The sequence below is a fragment of the Mesorhizobium sp. P2_C5_2 genome, assembly GCF_056404535.1.
On record NZ_JBFUDV010000003.1, the window covers coordinates 733,293 to 749,228 of the forward strand.

Below are 15,936 nucleotides of genomic sequence, written 5' to 3' on the forward strand. Positions count from 1 at the left end.
CACGTGCCCACCTACTTCGGCAACTTAGCGCCCCGCTTGCGCTGCACCAGCACGAGTGTTGCGTCATCCGGGTCCGTGGTGACGGTGAAGCCCATCTCGCGCTCGAGCTCGATTGCTGCGTGGTTTTCCCGGTTTTCGATCGACTCAATCGTGTCGAGACCGTGCTCATCCGCGTAGCGCGCAATGTGGGCGAGCAATTCCCAACTGACCCCCAGATGCTTGCGGTCATCGCGAATGCAGACAGCGACCTCGCCACGCCGGTCGGCCGGATCGCTGGCCAGTGTCGCCACCGCGATCAGCATTCCGCCTGGTGCGAATGCGAGGAAATTGTGGATGTGCGCATCGTCGGAGCGGGTCATCGCCACCAGCCGATCATGCGAGACTTCGCGCACGGCGCCGAGAAAGCGGAAGCGAAGATCTTCAGGCGTCACATGGGTGAAGAACTCAGCCAATGTCGGCTCATCTTCGGCGCGCGCTCCGCGCACGTCGAAACAGAATCCGCTGTGGGTGGTGAGCGTCTTGTTCATCGTCGTCGTATCCTTGACGTGTTGACTGGCGTCGTTACAGCGGCGAGGGCGGGTTATTCACCCATATCCAAAAGCACGTCCTGCTTGAGGATTTCGATGCTGCGCAGTCCGAGCAGGCGAATGACGCCTTTGTCCTTCAACCGGGTGAAGACCCGTGACACGGTCTCGATGGTGAGGCCGAGATAGTCGCCGATATCCATTCGCGACATCGGCAAGTCGACCTGGCGCAAGCCGCCCTGACGTTCCGTCATGTCGACAAGGAACGCTGCGACCCGTTCGATGGCATTCTGGCGACCGAGGACCAGCAGATGTTCCTGGGCTCTGATCAACCCCTTGAGCGCCAGCGGCAGCAATTGGCGGGACATGTCCGCGGCCGCGGCGATCCGGACAACACGAATACCGGTCGCGTTGATTGCCTCGGCGAAGAAATGATGCGTGGCGTCGGCCTCGAAGCCGAAAGTCTCTCCGGCCATATGAAAGGCGCTGATCTGCCGGCGGCCGTCGGCCAGCAGCCGGTACACACGCACGGCGCCGAACTCGACCTGGTAAAGTGGCCCGGCCTTTTCGCCCTGGGCATAGATCTCGGTACCGGCCGGGAAGAAACTGACAGGCTGTCCCATGACCCCATCGAGGAGAGCGAAAGGGCTCGGCTGCATTGGCAGTTCAATCTTGGCGATCTGTTGAGCGTACATGGCTGTGTTCCCCGGTTGATCCGTGACACAGCAATCGCGCGAATCCGCTGATGGCGAAATTCGGTTATGTCCCTAAGGAGAACTACCTAGCGCACCTTATGGCACGAAAACGCGGCGGCAGCTTGGCATCCGAAAACACGCAAACACCGAGCGGCGGCTGACAGGCGAGGCGAGCCCACGCGACGCGTGGGTCGGATTGTCCAGCGCGCCTCGCCAATTCGTCGCCACCGCCCCGGCGGCCAAGCCCTCGAACTGTCTCTGCAGAACTTTGCACCGCTGAAGGATTTCCTGCTGTCGGCGTGGCCGATAATCGCACCAGTGCGGATGCGCCACGCGTCGGGTTCTGGTTTCAGCCGATATTCCATCGAGGATCTGCAGCAGGCGCTGGCCATGGGAATTTCCACTGGCCATCCAGACAGGCCGGAGTCCTTCGCCAGGCCCGACCAGATCGATGCCATATTCGCCTATATCGAGAAGCTTGGCCTTCACTGACAAGTTGACCTTCGGCGCTGCAACAGCGTGATGCCCCTCAGGCTCAGCGGCGCGCATGATCGTCGGCATGGTGTCGGCTCGGCGGCGGTTCGGCGCTTGATGGTAGTGGCCCTCCGGAAGGTATTGCCCAGCCAATGCCGGAACGATCCTGGCGCCGTCAGTTGCCGTCATCGAACGGATAAAAGTGAACTACCTTGAGTGTGACCGGGATGTCGTGACCCTCGATCAGAACTGTGGCCCACCGATCCCCCAGATCGTCTTGCCAAGTTTCGGTGACGCGGCACCTTGCGGCCAGATCCATGCCAACCTCGACCTTGTCCGTTCTCTTTGCCATCCCTGGACTCCCATTCGCTTTCGCCTCGACACTGCTTTTCCCTACCTGTTCTCCAGCGTCGCTGGGTCAGTTCGAGAGCAGCCGATTAATCGCCCCATGCCGCAGCAAGGAACGGGTCATGCCGCCAAACGCCCATTCGCGGATGCGGCTGTGGCCATAGCCTCCCGCGACCACAAGTTCGGCGCCCATCGCCCGCGCGAGCTCACAGACGGCTTCGCAGGCGTCCTCCTTGCCGACGTCCAGAACCTCCGATCTTGCCTTGACCCCATGTCTCATCAGGAACCGGAGTACGTCACTGATACTTTCGCGTGCGTTTCTTTGGTCGTATTCCTCGATTGTCGCCACAAGGACATGCTTCGCGCCTGTCAAAAAGGGCATTGCATCGGTGACCGCGCGCCTCGCCTCGCGGGTATCCTTCCAGGCCACCAGAACATTGTCGGGATTAAGCGGTGCAAGGTTGTCATTCGCAATCAAAACGGGCCGTCCGGCCGACAGCACCAAAGTTCCGACATCGACCACCCGATGGCGGTCGCTGGGAACTCCCTTTGCGGGAACCCCGGTCACGACGAGGTCGGCGGCGCGCGCATGCATCGCCAGCAGACGTGTCGGATCGCCGATCTCTTCGCGCCAGGAGGCATCGTCTCCGACGACACCCAGGAATTCTTCCTTCAGGATCTTCAGGCGATCCTCGATCTCGATCCGGCGTTGCCGCATGATTTCCGCCGCCGCCATGCCGCCATCGTCGCCGGGAACAGACACGTATGAATCGGCTGCGGCGAAACCGATCAGCGAGGCTTTGAAGCGTCGCGCCAACTCCAGCGCATAGGTCGCTCGCGGCGCTGCTGGAGAGTCGACATCGAGTTGAACCATGATGGTGTTGAAGATCATTTTTCCTGTCTCCGATGAGATTTATCGCAGCATCGCCGGAGTTCTGATCTTGCGCCTTGATGCGCGTCAAAAACGCTGAGGAAGGGACTTCAGTCTTACTGAGTTGTTGCTAATTCAGTTATAGGTTTGTCGACGCGGGGGACGATCCCAAAGAGAAGCCAATCCCGCATGGCCGGCGCCGCTATGGCTTCACCCAAGCACCCCCTGCATCGGCCATTCTCCCTTTGCTGAGACCGCCATAGCTGACGCAGTTCCATGAAGAATTGTCACATTGAGGAAATGGACGAGGAATCCGTAGTTTCGACACGCGACTCCATTGCAAGGACACCGTTCGAAGCTGCCCAACAGGCACTCGGGCACAGGATTACGCTGAGAGGCGATGCCAGAAAATGGATTCGCGTCACTGACTTGGTTGTCACACAGCCGACGCGACGACGACCTCGCTGCTTTGAATTCAGAAAAGTCGGTAAGGCCCAAATGCAGCGCCCGAACGTGGGTGGGATGGATTTGGTTGCGTCGCTGCCTAGCCAGCATCAGGGCCGCTCGACCCTTGCCACCTGGTAGGTGTGCATGGCGCCGTTGCGCGCGATCGACACGTACTCACCGGTCACAAACCGTTCGTCGCCGAGATGGAAGCCGATCTCGTCGTCGCGATCACCGTCGGCATAGTCGAAATACCATTGTCCGCCGGGCTTACGTCTCAGCCGGCCGATCAGATCCTCCTCGCCGGTGCGAAAGCGACGAACACGGCAAGAGGCCCTGTGCGACTTCCATTCGTCGGCATCGATCCGGCCTTCGCCGGTCAATGGAGCCAGCACGTCATAGCCTTCTTCACGGTCGCCTTCCGGGTGGCCTTTTTCACGCGCGAGCAGCAGCCGGACATTGCGGAATTTCGGGGTGAGGTCCTTCAAACTGGTCATGGCGAACTCCTTTTACGGAGTTTCATAGAGCGGTGGCGGGACCTGGCCCTTGATCCGTATCAAAGAAGGCTCGAGAACAACACTTCTATCCAGGACCGAGCAACAGTAGGGCGCAGATGCCCATGGCTGCGGCGATCAGAGTTGCGAATGCGAGTGGCAACCAGAACCTGACCGGACCGGCAAATACTGCGAGCGACAGGCGACCGATCGCGTTTGCTGCCAGCGCCGTCAGCACGGCCTGGCCCACGGTCTCGACGGACACGGAATGCTTGACCAGGCGCAGCGCGCCAAGCACTGAGACATCGAATGCGCCAGCCAGCGCCGAACTCGCCAGCAGACCGCGCCCGCCGAATTGAGCGGCCAGGCCGGCACTCGCAGTCGCAACAACCGCAAACAGCAAGGCGAAGAGCAGCAACGGGCCCAGGTCGAAGGGATTGCGCGCAATTGAGCTTCCTTCGCCGTTCCCACTGTCGCGGGTCAGCAGCAACGCGCCGCAAACGCCGAAAGCGAGCGCCGCGGCAATCGAAGGAATGGCGACCGAGGTTAACACGCTTGGCTCGATGATCAGAACCACGGTGTTGACGCGCAGCACCGAAACCATTGCAGCCAAGGATGCCGCCCCGGCGAGCGCCAGCCGGTTGTCCGCAGAGGTGGTGGCGTTGCGGGCAAGCGCCAAAGTCACGGCGGTGGAAGAGACGAGCGCACCGGCGAGCGAACTGACCAGCAGACCTCGGGTATTTCCAAGGATGCGAACAGCCACATAGCCGGTGAAGGAAATCGAGGCCATCAGCACCGTCAGGAACCAGACCTCCCATGGATTAAAACCGCCCCACGGGTCCATTGTCCGGTTTGGAAGGAGGGGCAAGACGATTGCCGTCATCACCGCCAGGATCAGCGCCGAACGGAGCTCGACCCATGTCAGTCGCTTCAGGAGGCCGTGCAGGATCTCGCGACTGGCAAGGACAGCCGCGAGCGCCGCCCCGCCGGCAGCGGCGGCTTGATAGTTGCCGGCGACGGAAAGCGCGCCAAGGGCGAAAACGCAAAGGCCTGCGATCACGCTCGTGACGCTGAAATCCTCGTCATGGGCAGCCTCGCGTGCCTTGTACCAGGCGAAGACTCCCGCAAAGGCGATGAATCCGCCAACCAGCACGGACATCGCGCCGAGCGCGTTGGCGAGTGCGGCGAGCACGCCGCCAAGGAGGCCGGATATGCCGAATGTCCGAATGCCAGCCGTGCGGCTGCGATCGGGCGCATCCCGCTCCTGCCAGCCACGCTCCAAGCCGACCAGCAGACCTATTGCCAGGGCCAGTCCGAGGCGGGCGATCAGCGGATCCACTGGCGCCGGACCTTAGGCGGCGACAGTCGGCAGGCGGTCACGAACCCACCTGACGATCTGGCCCGCCGTCATTGCGCCGGATGTGCGCGAAATTTCGCGCCCGCCATGAAAGAGGATCATGGTCGGGATGCCGCGAATGCCGAGCCTGGCCGCCACGGCCTGCTCAGTGTCGGAATTGAGCTTGATCAAGCGAACATGCGGCTCCAGTTCATTTGCTGCAGCTTCATAGGCCGGCGCCATCATCTTGCAGGGGCCGCACCAGGGTGCCCAGATGTCGACGACGACCGGGAGGCTGCTGCGCGCGATCTGATGATCGAAACGCGCAGCGTCGACGTCTTCCGGGTGTCCCGAAAACAACCTGGTCCCGCACTTTCCGCATTTTGCCTGCACGGAGTCGCGGAACGGCGGAAGGCGGTTGACCCCACCACATTTGCTGCAAACCACAAGACTCTGCTGTGCCACGGTCATTCACCATTATTGCTCTCGATCACTATGCGCGCCACAGATGTCCATCGCCAAGGGTGCGCAACGCGTTCAGGATCACCGCCACGTCAATTCCTTCCTGAAGCAGTGCGCCGGCAACCGGGGTGATCTGCCCCATGGCCGCCGCGATCATTGCCATTCCCGACAGCGCCAGCCCGGCGACAATGCTTTGCAGTGCGATCGCTCGCGTTCGCCGTGCAATCCGAACTGCTTCGGCGACCGGCTGCAGCCTGTCGGTCAGCACGATGACATCCGCCGCTTCGGAGGAGGCGGTAGCACCGCGTGCGCCCATGGCGACACCGACCGTCGCAGCCGCAAGCGCTGGGGCATCGTTGATGCCATCACCGACCATCATTGTCGGTGCCGAGGCTTTCTCGGCTTCGACCGTTGCGACTTTTTCGGCAGGGCTCGCATCGGCGACGATGGCGTCGAGGTCGAGCAAGGCGGAAATGCGTTTCGCTGCCACGCCGTCATCGCCTGTCAGCATAATCATGCGCGCAATGCCGGCCGAGCGCAGACTGCTGAGTGTATCGTGCGCATCAATACGCAGGGCGTCCCCGAACGTGAAAACACCAGCAAGCTGTCCGCCGAGTGCTACAAAAACCCTGAGTACCGGCTCGTCCCGGAATCTTTCTTCACCACTTTTCGCCCAGCTGGGCAGCGATCTGTCGGCGAGCACGAGAGCCCGCGATCCCGCTGCGACCGACATATTCTCGACCCGGCCCTTCAGGCCCGCACCGCGATGCTCGCGGACATCACGAGGATGCGAAAGCACCAGCTGCCTGCCGCGTGCTGCCCGGATGATCGAGTCGGCGAGCACATGATGCGAGGCCTGTTCCAGGGATGCGAAGAGCCGCAGCAAATGGTTCGCGTCATGGCCGGGTGCTGTTTCGATTTCGATGAGCTCGGCGCCGCCGATGGTCAAGGTCCCCGTCTTGTCAAAGATCGCGGTTCGGACTTGTGCAAGAGCCTCCAGCGCCGTCGAGCCTTTCATCAGGATGCCGGCCCGTGCGGCACGCGAGACGCCGCCGATGAAAGCAACAGGGGCAGCGAGGATGAGCGGGCAGGGCGTCGCGACGACCAGCACCGCAAGCGCCCGGATCGGATCGCCGGAAACATACCAGGCGGCGCCGGAAACCAGCAGAGTGGCTGGCAGAAGGAACAGGGCAAAGCGGTCGGCCATGCGGATGAACGGGGATTTCGCGGTCTGGGCTGCAGCGACCATGCGTACGATCGCGGCATAAGTGCTCTGCTCCGCCAAGGCGGAAGCCCGCATGCTGAAGGGCTCGCCCGCATTGATGGTGCCGCTGCGCAGCATGTCGCCCGCTGTGCGACGTTCAGGCAGGGGTTCTCCGCTCACCGCGGATTCGTCGAGAGAGGCCGAAGCATCAAGCAGGATGCCGTCGACGGGAAGCAGTTCGCCGGCACGCACCAACAGCTCATCGCCGACGGCTACGTATTCGACGGAGATGGTCTCTGTCCCCCGCGCTGACGTCCGATGGGCGACACGCGGTGACCGGTCGGTCAATGTCTTCAGGTTGCGTTCAGCGCGGCCGCGAGCGAAATCCTCAAGCACCGTACCGCCGGCATACATGATCGCGACCACGACTGCCGCCAGGGATTGGCCGAGCAGAAGCGCGGCGGACATCGAGACCAGCGCAATTGCATCAACGCCGAAGCGGCCAATCCAGAAATCACGCAATATGGAGATGGCGAGAGCCGCAACCACAGGCAAGGTTGCAGCCGCCCAGATCGTGTCGGCTTCAACTGTGCTGAGGTCCGTTTGCCAGGCACCAATGCCAACGGCGAGACCCATCAGAGCAATGACCAATAATGCGCGTCGCAGGACAGGCTCGTTCATTCGATGTCCCCTCAGCCTCGATCGTCCCTGTGGCCCCTAAAGCTCGCGGACCACCTCATCGAGCAGGCGCCGTACATCACTGGCGGCCTGCGCAAGCTCGCGGTTGTCGATGGTGCCCATTGAAACTCCCGGATCCACCGCGGCGACTTCCACTTTTCCGGGCCTGATCTCGGTGACGATGACGTTACACGGCAGCATGGTTCCGACCTTGTCGTCTGCCTGTAGCGCGCGCCATGCGAAGTGCGGATTGCAGGCACCCAGGATGACGTAAGGCCTGAAATCAGCACCGAGCTTGGCCTTCATCACCGCTTGCACGTCGATTGAGGTCAGGACGCCAAAGCCCTTGCTGGCGAGCTTGTCGGTTACATGGCCGATCGCCGCGGTGAACGGCATGTCGATGGTCGTGCTGAAATAATGGTTCATCCAACTCTCCAAACGTTGATCGCACCAGCACGTCACGGCTTTGCGAGCGATATCGCGGAAAGACCTAATCGCGATTGCCGGAGAACGCTTTGATCCACCGCAACGAACGCGCAAGATCGACCGGCGATGATCGCGACGAACAGGAGACGTGAGGGGTGACGATCCGAAATCTCGAATTCGCGTTTGTTCCGAGGTCTGTCGCCGTGATCGGCGCATCGGTCCGTGATGGCTCCGTCGGCCGTGTCGTCTTCGACAACATCGTCGACGGCGGCTTCGAAGGCGAGATCTGGCCGGTCAACCCGAAATATTCGCAAGTGGCCGGTCGGCAATGCTATCCCAAGGCGGCCGATCTTCCGGGTGTCCCGGATCTTGGTGTGATCGTCACGCCGCCTGAGACAGTTCCCGGCATCGTGCGCGATCTTGCCGAGAAGGGCACGCGGGCGGCGGTTGTTATCACTGCTGGGCTTACGCGTGAGAACGGACTGCGTCAGGCGATGCTGGACGCTGCCAAGCCCGCATTGTTCCGTATCATCGGGCCGAACACGGTCGGGCTGATGATCCCGCCATTGAAGCTCAATGCCGGATTTGCGCATATGGCCGCCAGTCCCGGCAACATAGCGTTGCTGTCGCAATCCGGCGCCATTGCCACGTCGCTGATCGACTGGGCGGCTGACAATAATGTCGGCTTCTCGCAGATCGTTTCCCTGGGTGACATGGCGGATGTCGACGTCGGAGATTGTCTCGACATGCTGGCGGGTGATGCGCACACACGCGCCATCGTGATGTATCTCGAAACCATTCCCAATCCGCGCAAATTCATCTCGGCTGCCCGTGCGGCGGCGAGGATCAAGCCGGTGATCGCCATAAAATCAGGTCGGCACGAACAATCGGCCAAAGCGGCTGCGACCCATACCGGTGCGCTATCGGGGGCCGATCGTGTCGTCGATGCGGCACTGTTCCGAGCGGGTATCCTGCGCGTCAAAGGGTTAACCGAGCTGTTCGATGCGGTTGAAACGACCGCTCGTTTCGTTCCGCTAGAACGAGCCCGCGTCGGTATTGTCACCAATGGCGGCGGCGCCGGCGTGCTTGCCGTCGATCAACTCATCGAAGGCAACGGGCAACTGGCCGAACTCTCACTGGAAACGATCGCCTCCCTGGATGCCGTCCTGCCGAGCACGTGGTCCCACGCCAATCCGGTCGACATTATCGGCGACGCCCCACCGGAACGCTATAAGGCCGCGATCAACGCCGTCGTGGCTGATGCCGGGACCGACGTCGTCCTGGTCATGAACTGCCCGACCGGTCTCGGCTCGCCGCTTGCTGCGGCAAGCGCGGTGGCGGCGCTCGCAAAGGACGGCAAGATTGACGGCAAACCTGTACTGACCTGCTGGCTCGGCGAACACACGGCGCGCGAAGGGCGACGTGTTCTTCAGGATGCCGGTCTTGCCAGCTTCGAGACGCCGGCGGATGCCGCAACGGCGGTTTCTTACCTCAGCGAATGGTCGCGTGCCCAACGGGCATTGATGCGCGTACCGTCCAGCCGCAATGAGGAGGCCAAAAGCGGCCGAGAAGCAGTGCTTGCCATATTCAGGCTCGTCGCCAAGGAAGGGCGGCGCATGCTGACGGAGCCCGAAGCCAAGGCTGCAATCTTAGCCTACGGCATCCCGGTGCCCGAGACGATCGTCGTCAGATCTCCGGCCGAAGCGCAAGTGGCAGCCAGCCGGCTCCTGAAGACGTCTGGGCAGGTCGTCGTCAAACTCCTGTCCAAGGCGATCTCGCACAAGTCGGACATTGGCGGGGTGGTGCTTGGCATCGCTGACGCTGTTGCTGCCGACAATGCCGCGCGCGCCATAGAGGCGCGTGTGCGCAGCCACGCGCCGCAAGCCGATATTGAAGGCTATGCCGTTCAGCCCATGGTTGTGAGAAAACAGGCGCAGGAACTCATCCTCGGCATGAGCCAGGATCCGATCTTTGGGCCAGCCATCCTGTTTGGAGCAGGCGGCGTGGCGGTCGAAGTGATGGACGACACGGCGATCGCGCTGCCGCCGCTCGACGACGTTCTTGCCGGGGACTTGATCGACCAAACGCGAATCGGCCGTCTGCTCGCCGGGTTCCGCGATCGCAAGCCGGCGGACCGGCAATCGATCATTGCAGCACTCAGCGGCCTGTCGCAGATGATCATCGACTTTCCGTGCCTCGTCTCGTTGGACATCAATCCGCTACTGGCCGACGCCGAGGGCGTGATTGCGCTCGACGCTCGCATAGAGATCGAGCCGGAACGGGTGGAAGAGGCGGGGCCTAACCCGGCACTTGCCATCAGACCTTATCCGTCGGGATGGGAAAAGGCGTTTTCGGCAGGCGACACGCACTATAACATCCGGCCGATCAAGCCGGCCGACATCGCGCTCTATCCCGAATTCCTTGCCAGGATTTCGCCTGATGACCTGCGCCTGCGTTTTCTGTCGCCACGCAAAAGCTTCTCCGACCAGATGTTGAAGCGGCTCACCCAGCTCGACTACGACCGCAATATGGCTTTCGTCGCGCTGGAGACGAGTTCCGGTGCGCTGGCCGGTATCAGCCGCCTCTCTTGCGATCCGGACCACGCCGTCGCCGAATACGCCTTGCTGGTGCGCACCGATCTACAGGGTCATGGTCTTGGCTGGGAATTGCTCAGGCAGCTCGTCGATTACGCAAAGGCCGACGGGATCGGACGCATCGAAGGGATAATGCTCGCCGAGAACACCAGGATGCTGGCCATGTGCCGCGAATTCGGCTTCTCGATAAGGCGTCATCATAGTGAACCCGGTCTTGTGGAGGCAATTCTCGAACTCGGTTGAGGCCGATCGTCCTGCTGCACCAATCAGGAGGCTGCGCGCAGGGTTTCGGACGCATCGCTCTCGGCATACGCTCTCAATTCCACGACAATGTCGGAGAGCTTTCGATCGGCGTTGATTTTTTGCCAGTCAGACTGGGTGGTATTTCGCTGCAATTGCCGCGAGAGGATATCGATGGTGGCGTCTGAAGGGCCACCCCTGCGTTCGCTGACCCGCTGCCAAAGCACGAGCGAATCCGCTTCCAACCAAAATCCGTGGAATCCGATAGCCCGGCTGCGCGCCGATTTCTCGATCCGTTCGCGGTCGGCCGGTCTGTCGAAGACGGCATCCGCGACGACCGAACCGCCCTGCGAAAGGATCAGGCCGGCGCGCCATGCCATTTCGCGGTACACGCGGTCGGAAACTTCGGACCGATAGGCTTTGTCTGGCAGCCTGGTCTCCGGCGGCACACCATGCATGGCCTTGCGGATGCGATCGCTTTCCACGATGCGGGCGCCGGGCGGCGCGCCGATATGGGCGGCCAGCGCCTCGGCAACGGTCGTCTTTCCAGAGCCACTCAGGCCGCCAATGGCAACGAGTCGCGGCGGCTTTTCTTGAAGAAATGTCCTGGCAAGGTCAAAATAGGATCTGGCCTCGGCAATCAATCTGTCGGAATCGGCACTGCCTTCCTCGACCTGTGTGGCGGTGACATGAGCGCGTACAGCTGCCCGCACCGCCATGAAAAAGGGCAGCAGGATGAAGCCATCCTCGTCGTCGGCTTCGTCAAGATAGCGGTTCATCACGAGATTGGCGAGCTGTGAAAAACCGCGATGCCAGAGGTCCATCAGCAGGAAGGCAAGGTCGTACAGGACATCGATGCTGGCGATCTGGTCGTTGAATTCTATGCAATCGAAGAGGCGGGGCTCGCCGTCAAAAAGGCAGATGTTGCGCAAATGCAGGTCGCCATGGCACCGGCGGATCTTGCCCGCGGCCTCGCGGCGGTCGAGCAATCCGGAGTGCTGGCCGAGGCCAGACCGGAAAGCCGCGGCAAATGTCGCGAGCTCCGGTTTTGAGAAAACATGGCTGGTGGCAAAGCCGGCCTCGTTGATGTCCAGCACGCCCGCCAGATTGGAGGAGCCGCTGCCATCGTGGATCGTGGGCGCGGTTCGATGGTAGCTGACGATCATGCGCGCGACCGAAGTCATCAGCGCAGGCGTCAGATCTCCTGCGGTGGCCATGCGGTCGAGGAGTCTGGATTGGTCGAACCGGATCATTTCGATCGCCGCGTCAACCACTTGACCGCTACCATCGAAAGCGAGTTTGCCGCCAGCTTCCCGAGTGATCTGCCGTACTCCCAGGTAAAGGCCGGGTGCGGTCTTCGAATTGAGCTCCACCTCTTTTTCGCAGGCGGCCAGCCTGAGGGACGGCGTCGAGAAATCGACATAGGGCAACTTAACCGCCCGCTTCATCTTGTAGGCGCGTTGGCCAACCAGAAAGATACGCGATATGTGGGTCTCAATAGCCTCGACAGGTTCGTTCGCGCCATAGGAGGCAGGATCAAGCAGGAACGCGCTGGCGGCTTGCTGGTCCTCAACGATCATGGCCGGCCTCCCGAATTTGGCTTGCGAAATTCGTTTGCGCGATCTGCGCTCATTGCTGCAATGTCTGGACATAACCTGCCAACTCATGGATCCGTTCCTCGGTGACGATTTCGCCGGCGTTCGGGCCGTATCGCTTCACGTCGGCAGGCAGGAACTGGCTGCCCCATACCGGCATGTCGCGCTCGCCATGCGCCGGCACCATGGCGCGGCCGTCGATCACGGCATAGACGCGCCAGTAAGGGAATTCACCACCATTGCGCCTGGAGATGAGCGTCAGGTCGCTCGGGCGCTTAATCAGTTCGTCGCCCAAAGGTCCATCACCCTTGCCGTCCGGGCCATGGCAGACGGCGCACGAGTTCATGTATTCGGACTTGCCGTCGCCGAGGTCCTGCGCACTGGCCGTATGGAAGGTCATCCCAGCGAGAGCCGCCGCGATCAGGAATCTCATCTGCCGTTTCCCCGATTGATTGGCTGAAACCTACAGCTTTGGCTGGCCAGCACGTTGATGCGGATCAAATAGCCGCCACAGCCAAGACTTTTGATCCAGCGCAATGAACGCACCGGCTCCTGTCGGCTATGCCTCAGCAACGATTGAACCTTCACGCGAAATGAGGAGTTGCCGCCGTGTCCTTCAAGACATTGCTTACGGTTACCGGACCGAACCAGGGGGAAGGCGATCTCAAGCTCGCCGCCTCTCTGTGCGAACAGATCGATGCCCACCTTTCGGTGCTCGTCCTTGAGCTTGCCGCACCGCCCTCGGGTGGTGAGTATGCTGCCGTCGTCTCACCAGCCTGGCTCGAGGAGCGTCAGGCCGAGCTGAAAAGGCTCGAGAAACGAATATCGGCAGTCGGCGCCTTTCTCTCGCAGACCCCGGTATCGGCTGATCTAAGCGACGACTATCCCGACACAGGATGGGCTGACGATGTCATCGGCAGGCGTGCCCGCTACGCCGATCTGACCATTCTGGGACCGGATCTGCTGGCAAGCCATGCGCTGAAGGATAAAGTGATCGAGGGCACGCTGTTCTCATCGGGAAAGCCCATTCTGCTCGTTCCCGAAGGCTCGCGCCCGACGCTGAAGCCGAAACGCACCCTGATCGCTTGGGACGCGCGCCTTGAGTCATCGCGCGCCGTCCGCGAGTCGCTCGATATGCTGAAGGGCGCGGAACAGGTGCACCTCGTTATGGTCGACCCGATCGAGGACGAGTTCCATCATGGCGAGGAGCCAGGTGCAGATGCCGCCGCCTATCTTGCCCGGCACGGCGTGAAGGTTACGGTCGAGCGGCTACCGAGTTCGAATCATTCGGTTGCCGACGTGCTTCGCCAGCATGCCGGCGACGTCGGGGCCGAGCTCCTGGTCATGGGCGCCTATGGTCATTCGCGGTTGCGCGAGCGGATTTTCGGTGGGGTCACTAAGTCAATGCTTGAGGGCTCGTCGCTGCCGGTCTTGATGGCGCGATAACAATTCAACAGGAAGAAAGGGCCGGTGCAGATTGCGCCGGCCCTTTGCATTTCGCGCAAACCTGATGGGGCGACTACTCGCTTGCTTCCCGGCCGGACACCTGTTCAACCAGGATCCGAAAGAAGACGTGCGGCGCGCTGTCGGCGGTGGGAGGCACGACGGGCTTGAGAGCGCCAGGTTCCCACCAGTCGGCATGCTTGCTCAACACCGACCAGGCATGATCCCGCTGCAGCTTGTGGCCGATCCGGTCAGGCAGTTCCTCGTAGCGGCCGTCGGCAACGACGCTTTTCCATCCTCGCCCTTGTCCATGTTCGTCGACCTGGACGCACACCAGCGGATTGGCCCGCATCCATTCGATCTTTTTGCCCGGCATTGAAAACCCGTAGAGATGGGCATCCGAATGGGCGTAGTAGAAGGGCACGACATAGGGCTGCCCCTCCTTTGCGCATGCCAGGCGGCCGACGCGATTGGCCGACAGGATTCTCGTGCATTCCAGGGCAGAAAGCTCGCGGATCAGCATGACATGATCTCCTATTCCTCTCGGTTAGTCCGTGGCATTGATCTCGTGGCGGCATTCAGCCCAGGGCCGACCGCGTGTTGTGAATTTCGGATCTGCCGCCCCAATCGCAACAGCATCGCCTCGCCCACCGCAGCGACGACCTCGCTGTCGGTAAGCTGAGGAAACCGCAAATAGTGATAGCTCAGGGCGCGGAAATGTCCCGGCTGAGTAAGGCAAACCACACGATCAGCTTCCCTTGCCAGTTCAGCGACTGTCTCTTGCGGTGAGACAGGAACTGCCACGATGATTTCTCTTGGTGATCGGCGCTTGAGAGCACGGATCGCCATTTTCATGGTCGTACCGGTCGCGGCCCCATCATCGACGATGATCACGGTTTTGCCCGCTACCGGGATCGGTCTGGTCTTGCCTCGATAGGCGGCGCGCTGGCGTTCGAGCTCGGGGCGCTCTTTGGCAATCAAGACACGCAAGGAGGCTTCGTCGAGGCCATAGGTCTCGACAATCTCACGGTTCAACACGACCTCGCCAGGATCGCCATCGACGATCGCCGCAACAGCCAACTCGGGATTGCCCGGAGCGCCCACCTTGCGAACGATCATCAGGTCAAGAGGAGCGTTGAGAGCCCTGGCCACCTCTGCTGCGACAGGCACGCCACCCCGAGGCAGTCCCAACACGATGAGCTGATGCAGATGAAGCCTGCCCAGTTCCAAGCCAAGCTGAACCCCAGCGTCTTTTCGGTCGTGGAACATCCATCAATCCGCCGGCCACAGGTTGCGCAGCGACTTCCGTATCGAATTTCTGACCTGCACGATCTCGCCATGCGAAATGTGGCGGTCGAGAAGCCTGAACACCGCCTTGATCGCAACATCGAAGTCGACGTCATCGTCATAGCCGAAACAACGTCTGACACTGAGAACGAAATCGCGTTTTTTGTGTTCACCACCAGGTCCAGGCGGGTTCCAGCCTTCGAAGTACATGCCGCGAATCAGGACAGGAAGTTGGGCTGAAAGATCGGCCATTTCCGACTCCGGCAACCAGTCGCGGATTGTGTGCAGAACGGACCTGAGGAGTCGACACGCGCTCGGTTCGCTCCAGCTAAGGTCCGCAGCGAGCTCTCTCACCCACAGTTGAGCCTGTTTTGAGGCGTGCGTGAAGTCAGCAAAGGAAGTGTGAGAAATATGGCTCATGACGGTCGTCCTCGATGATCTGCTCTGTTCTGGCGCATCTGGCGCCTGCGAGCATTGAGCCGGATCAAATCTCAGCAATTGTCTCGCCGGGTATTGGACGTCGTCCGTGATGGCGCTCAGCCGCCCGACTTCGGCACCAGCAGTGGAACGATTCGGTCGCTCTTGGCCACGGAAGGCCGTCCGGCGGAGCCGTAGGGAATGCCGAGCGCATCCCAGGTCTCGACCAGCGCGTCCTGCAGTCCCGCAATCAACGCATCGGTATGGAACGGCGTCGGCGTGATGCGCAGCCGCTCGGTGCCGCGCGGCACGGTCGGGTAGTTGATCGGCTGGATGTAGATGCCGTGCACGCCTAGCAGGCGGTCGCTGGCCATCTTGCAAAGTTCGGGGTCACCGACCAGCAC

At 61.4% G+C, this 15,936-nt stretch carries 18 protein-coding genes; 2 read left to right on the forward strand and 16 right to left on the reverse strand.

The window, feature by feature from the left end; all coding sequences use genetic code 11:
* Nucleotides 1–11 precede the first annotated feature (11 nt).
* The 10 genes from AC1D1B_RS14965 to AC1D1B_RS15010 form a co-directional block, all read right to left on the reverse strand.
* A complete protein-coding gene (locus AC1D1B_RS14965) occupies nt 12–527 on the reverse strand; it encodes an N-acetyltransferase family protein (RefSeq protein WP_477333286.1) in 516 nt (171 codons plus the stop codon).
* A 53-nt stretch (nt 528–580) separates the two neighbouring features.
* Nucleotides 581–1,219 carry a helix-turn-helix domain-containing protein gene (locus tag AC1D1B_RS14970; RefSeq protein ID WP_477333287.1) on the reverse strand — a complete coding sequence of 213 codons (639 nt, stop codon included), beginning with the start codon at nt 1,217–1,219 and terminating at the stop codon, nt 581–583.
* A 96-nt stretch (nt 1,220–1,315) separates the two neighbouring features.
* A complete protein-coding gene (locus AC1D1B_RS14975) occupies nt 1,316–1,780 on the reverse strand; it encodes a hypothetical protein (protein ID WP_477333288.1) in 465 nt (154 codons plus the stop codon).
* Nucleotides 1,781–1,868: 88 nt separating this feature from the next.
* The gene (locus AC1D1B_RS14980; protein WP_023829819.1) at nt 1,869–2,045 is read right to left on the reverse strand and encodes a hypothetical protein; all 177 of its coding nucleotides are present in this window, start codon (nt 2,043–2,045) and stop codon (nt 1,869–1,871) included.
* A 66-nt stretch (nt 2,046–2,111) separates the two neighbouring features.
* Nucleotides 2,112–2,933, reverse strand: coding sequence for a universal stress protein (locus tag AC1D1B_RS14985; RefSeq protein ID WP_477333289.1), 822 nt, complete (start codon nt 2,931–2,933; stop codon nt 2,112–2,114).
* Nucleotides 2,934–3,466: 533 nt separating this feature from the next.
* Nucleotides 3,467–3,853, reverse strand: a complete 387-nt coding sequence (locus AC1D1B_RS14990; RefSeq protein WP_477266505.1) for a hypothetical protein — start codon at nt 3,851–3,853, stop codon at nt 3,467–3,469.
* Nucleotides 3,854–3,938: 85 nt separating this feature from the next.
* Nucleotides 3,939–5,189 carry an MgtC/SapB family protein gene (locus tag AC1D1B_RS14995; RefSeq protein WP_477333290.1) on the reverse strand — a complete coding sequence of 417 codons (1,251 nt, stop codon included), beginning with the start codon at nt 5,187–5,189 and terminating at the stop codon, nt 3,939–3,941.
* 12 nt (nt 5,190–5,201) lie between these two features.
* Nucleotides 5,202–5,657 (reverse strand): thioredoxin TrxC, encoded by a 456-nt coding sequence (trxC, locus tag AC1D1B_RS15000; RefSeq protein WP_477266507.1) that lies wholly within the window; start codon nt 5,655–5,657, stop codon nt 5,202–5,204.
* A gap of 22 nt (nt 5,658–5,679) precedes the next feature.
* Entirely contained in the window at nt 5,680–7,533 is a 1,854-nt protein-coding gene (locus AC1D1B_RS15005; protein ID WP_477333291.1) for a heavy metal translocating P-type ATPase, read from the reverse strand.
* A gap of 36 nt (nt 7,534–7,569) precedes the next feature.
* Nucleotides 7,570–7,956: a DUF302 domain-containing protein gene (locus tag AC1D1B_RS15010; protein ID WP_477333292.1), complete on the reverse strand. Its 387-nt coding sequence runs from the start codon at nt 7,954–7,956 to the stop codon at nt 7,570–7,572.
* Between the two features lie 155 nt (nt 7,957–8,111).
* Here AC1D1B_RS15010 and AC1D1B_RS15015 point away from each other — a divergent pair, with 155 nt between their 5' ends.
* Nucleotides 8,112–10,793, forward strand: a complete 2,682-nt coding sequence (locus AC1D1B_RS15015; RefSeq protein WP_477333293.1) for a bifunctional acetate--CoA ligase family protein/GNAT family N-acetyltransferase — start codon at nt 8,112–8,114, stop codon at nt 10,791–10,793.
* A 23-nt stretch (nt 10,794–10,816) separates the two neighbouring features.
* Here the strand turns inward: AC1D1B_RS15015 and AC1D1B_RS15020 are convergent, their stop codons facing one another.
* Nucleotides 10,817–12,370, reverse strand: a complete 1,554-nt coding sequence (locus AC1D1B_RS15020) for a bifunctional aminoglycoside phosphotransferase/ATP-binding protein (protein WP_477333294.1) — start codon at nt 12,368–12,370, stop codon at nt 10,817–10,819.
* 49 nt (nt 12,371–12,419) lie between these two features.
* Complete coding sequence (locus AC1D1B_RS15025; RefSeq protein ID WP_477333295.1) at nt 12,420–12,818, reverse strand: c-type cytochrome; 399 nt, start codon at nt 12,816–12,818, stop codon at nt 12,420–12,422.
* A 176-nt stretch (nt 12,819–12,994) separates the two neighbouring features.
* Here AC1D1B_RS15025 and AC1D1B_RS15030 point away from each other — a divergent pair, with 176 nt between their 5' ends.
* Entirely contained in the window at nt 12,995–13,831 is an 837-nt protein-coding gene (locus AC1D1B_RS15030) for a universal stress protein (protein ID WP_477333296.1), read from the forward strand.
* Nucleotides 13,832–13,904: 73 nt separating this feature from the next.
* Here the strand turns inward: AC1D1B_RS15030 and AC1D1B_RS15035 are convergent, their stop codons facing one another.
* From AC1D1B_RS15035 to AC1D1B_RS15050, 4 genes are all read right to left on the reverse strand, one after another.
* On the reverse strand, nt 13,905–14,351 hold the full coding sequence (locus AC1D1B_RS15035) for a pyridoxamine 5'-phosphate oxidase family protein (protein WP_477333297.1): 447 nt from the start codon (nt 14,349–14,351) through the stop codon (nt 13,905–13,907).
* 11 nt (nt 14,352–14,362) lie between these two features.
* Nucleotides 14,363–15,097 (reverse strand): phosphoribosyltransferase, encoded by a 735-nt coding sequence (locus AC1D1B_RS15040; protein ID WP_477333298.1) that lies wholly within the window; start codon nt 15,095–15,097, stop codon nt 14,363–14,365.
* Nucleotides 15,098–15,100: 3 nt separating this feature from the next.
* Nucleotides 15,101–15,535, reverse strand: coding sequence for a DUF2267 domain-containing protein (locus tag AC1D1B_RS15045; RefSeq protein ID WP_477333299.1), 435 nt, complete (start codon nt 15,533–15,535; stop codon nt 15,101–15,103).
* Between the two features lie 116 nt (nt 15,536–15,651).
* On the reverse strand, nt 15,652–15,936 hold a 285-nt coding region (locus tag AC1D1B_RS15050), incomplete at its 5' end, for an aminotransferase class I/II-fold pyridoxal phosphate-dependent enzyme (protein WP_477328716.1).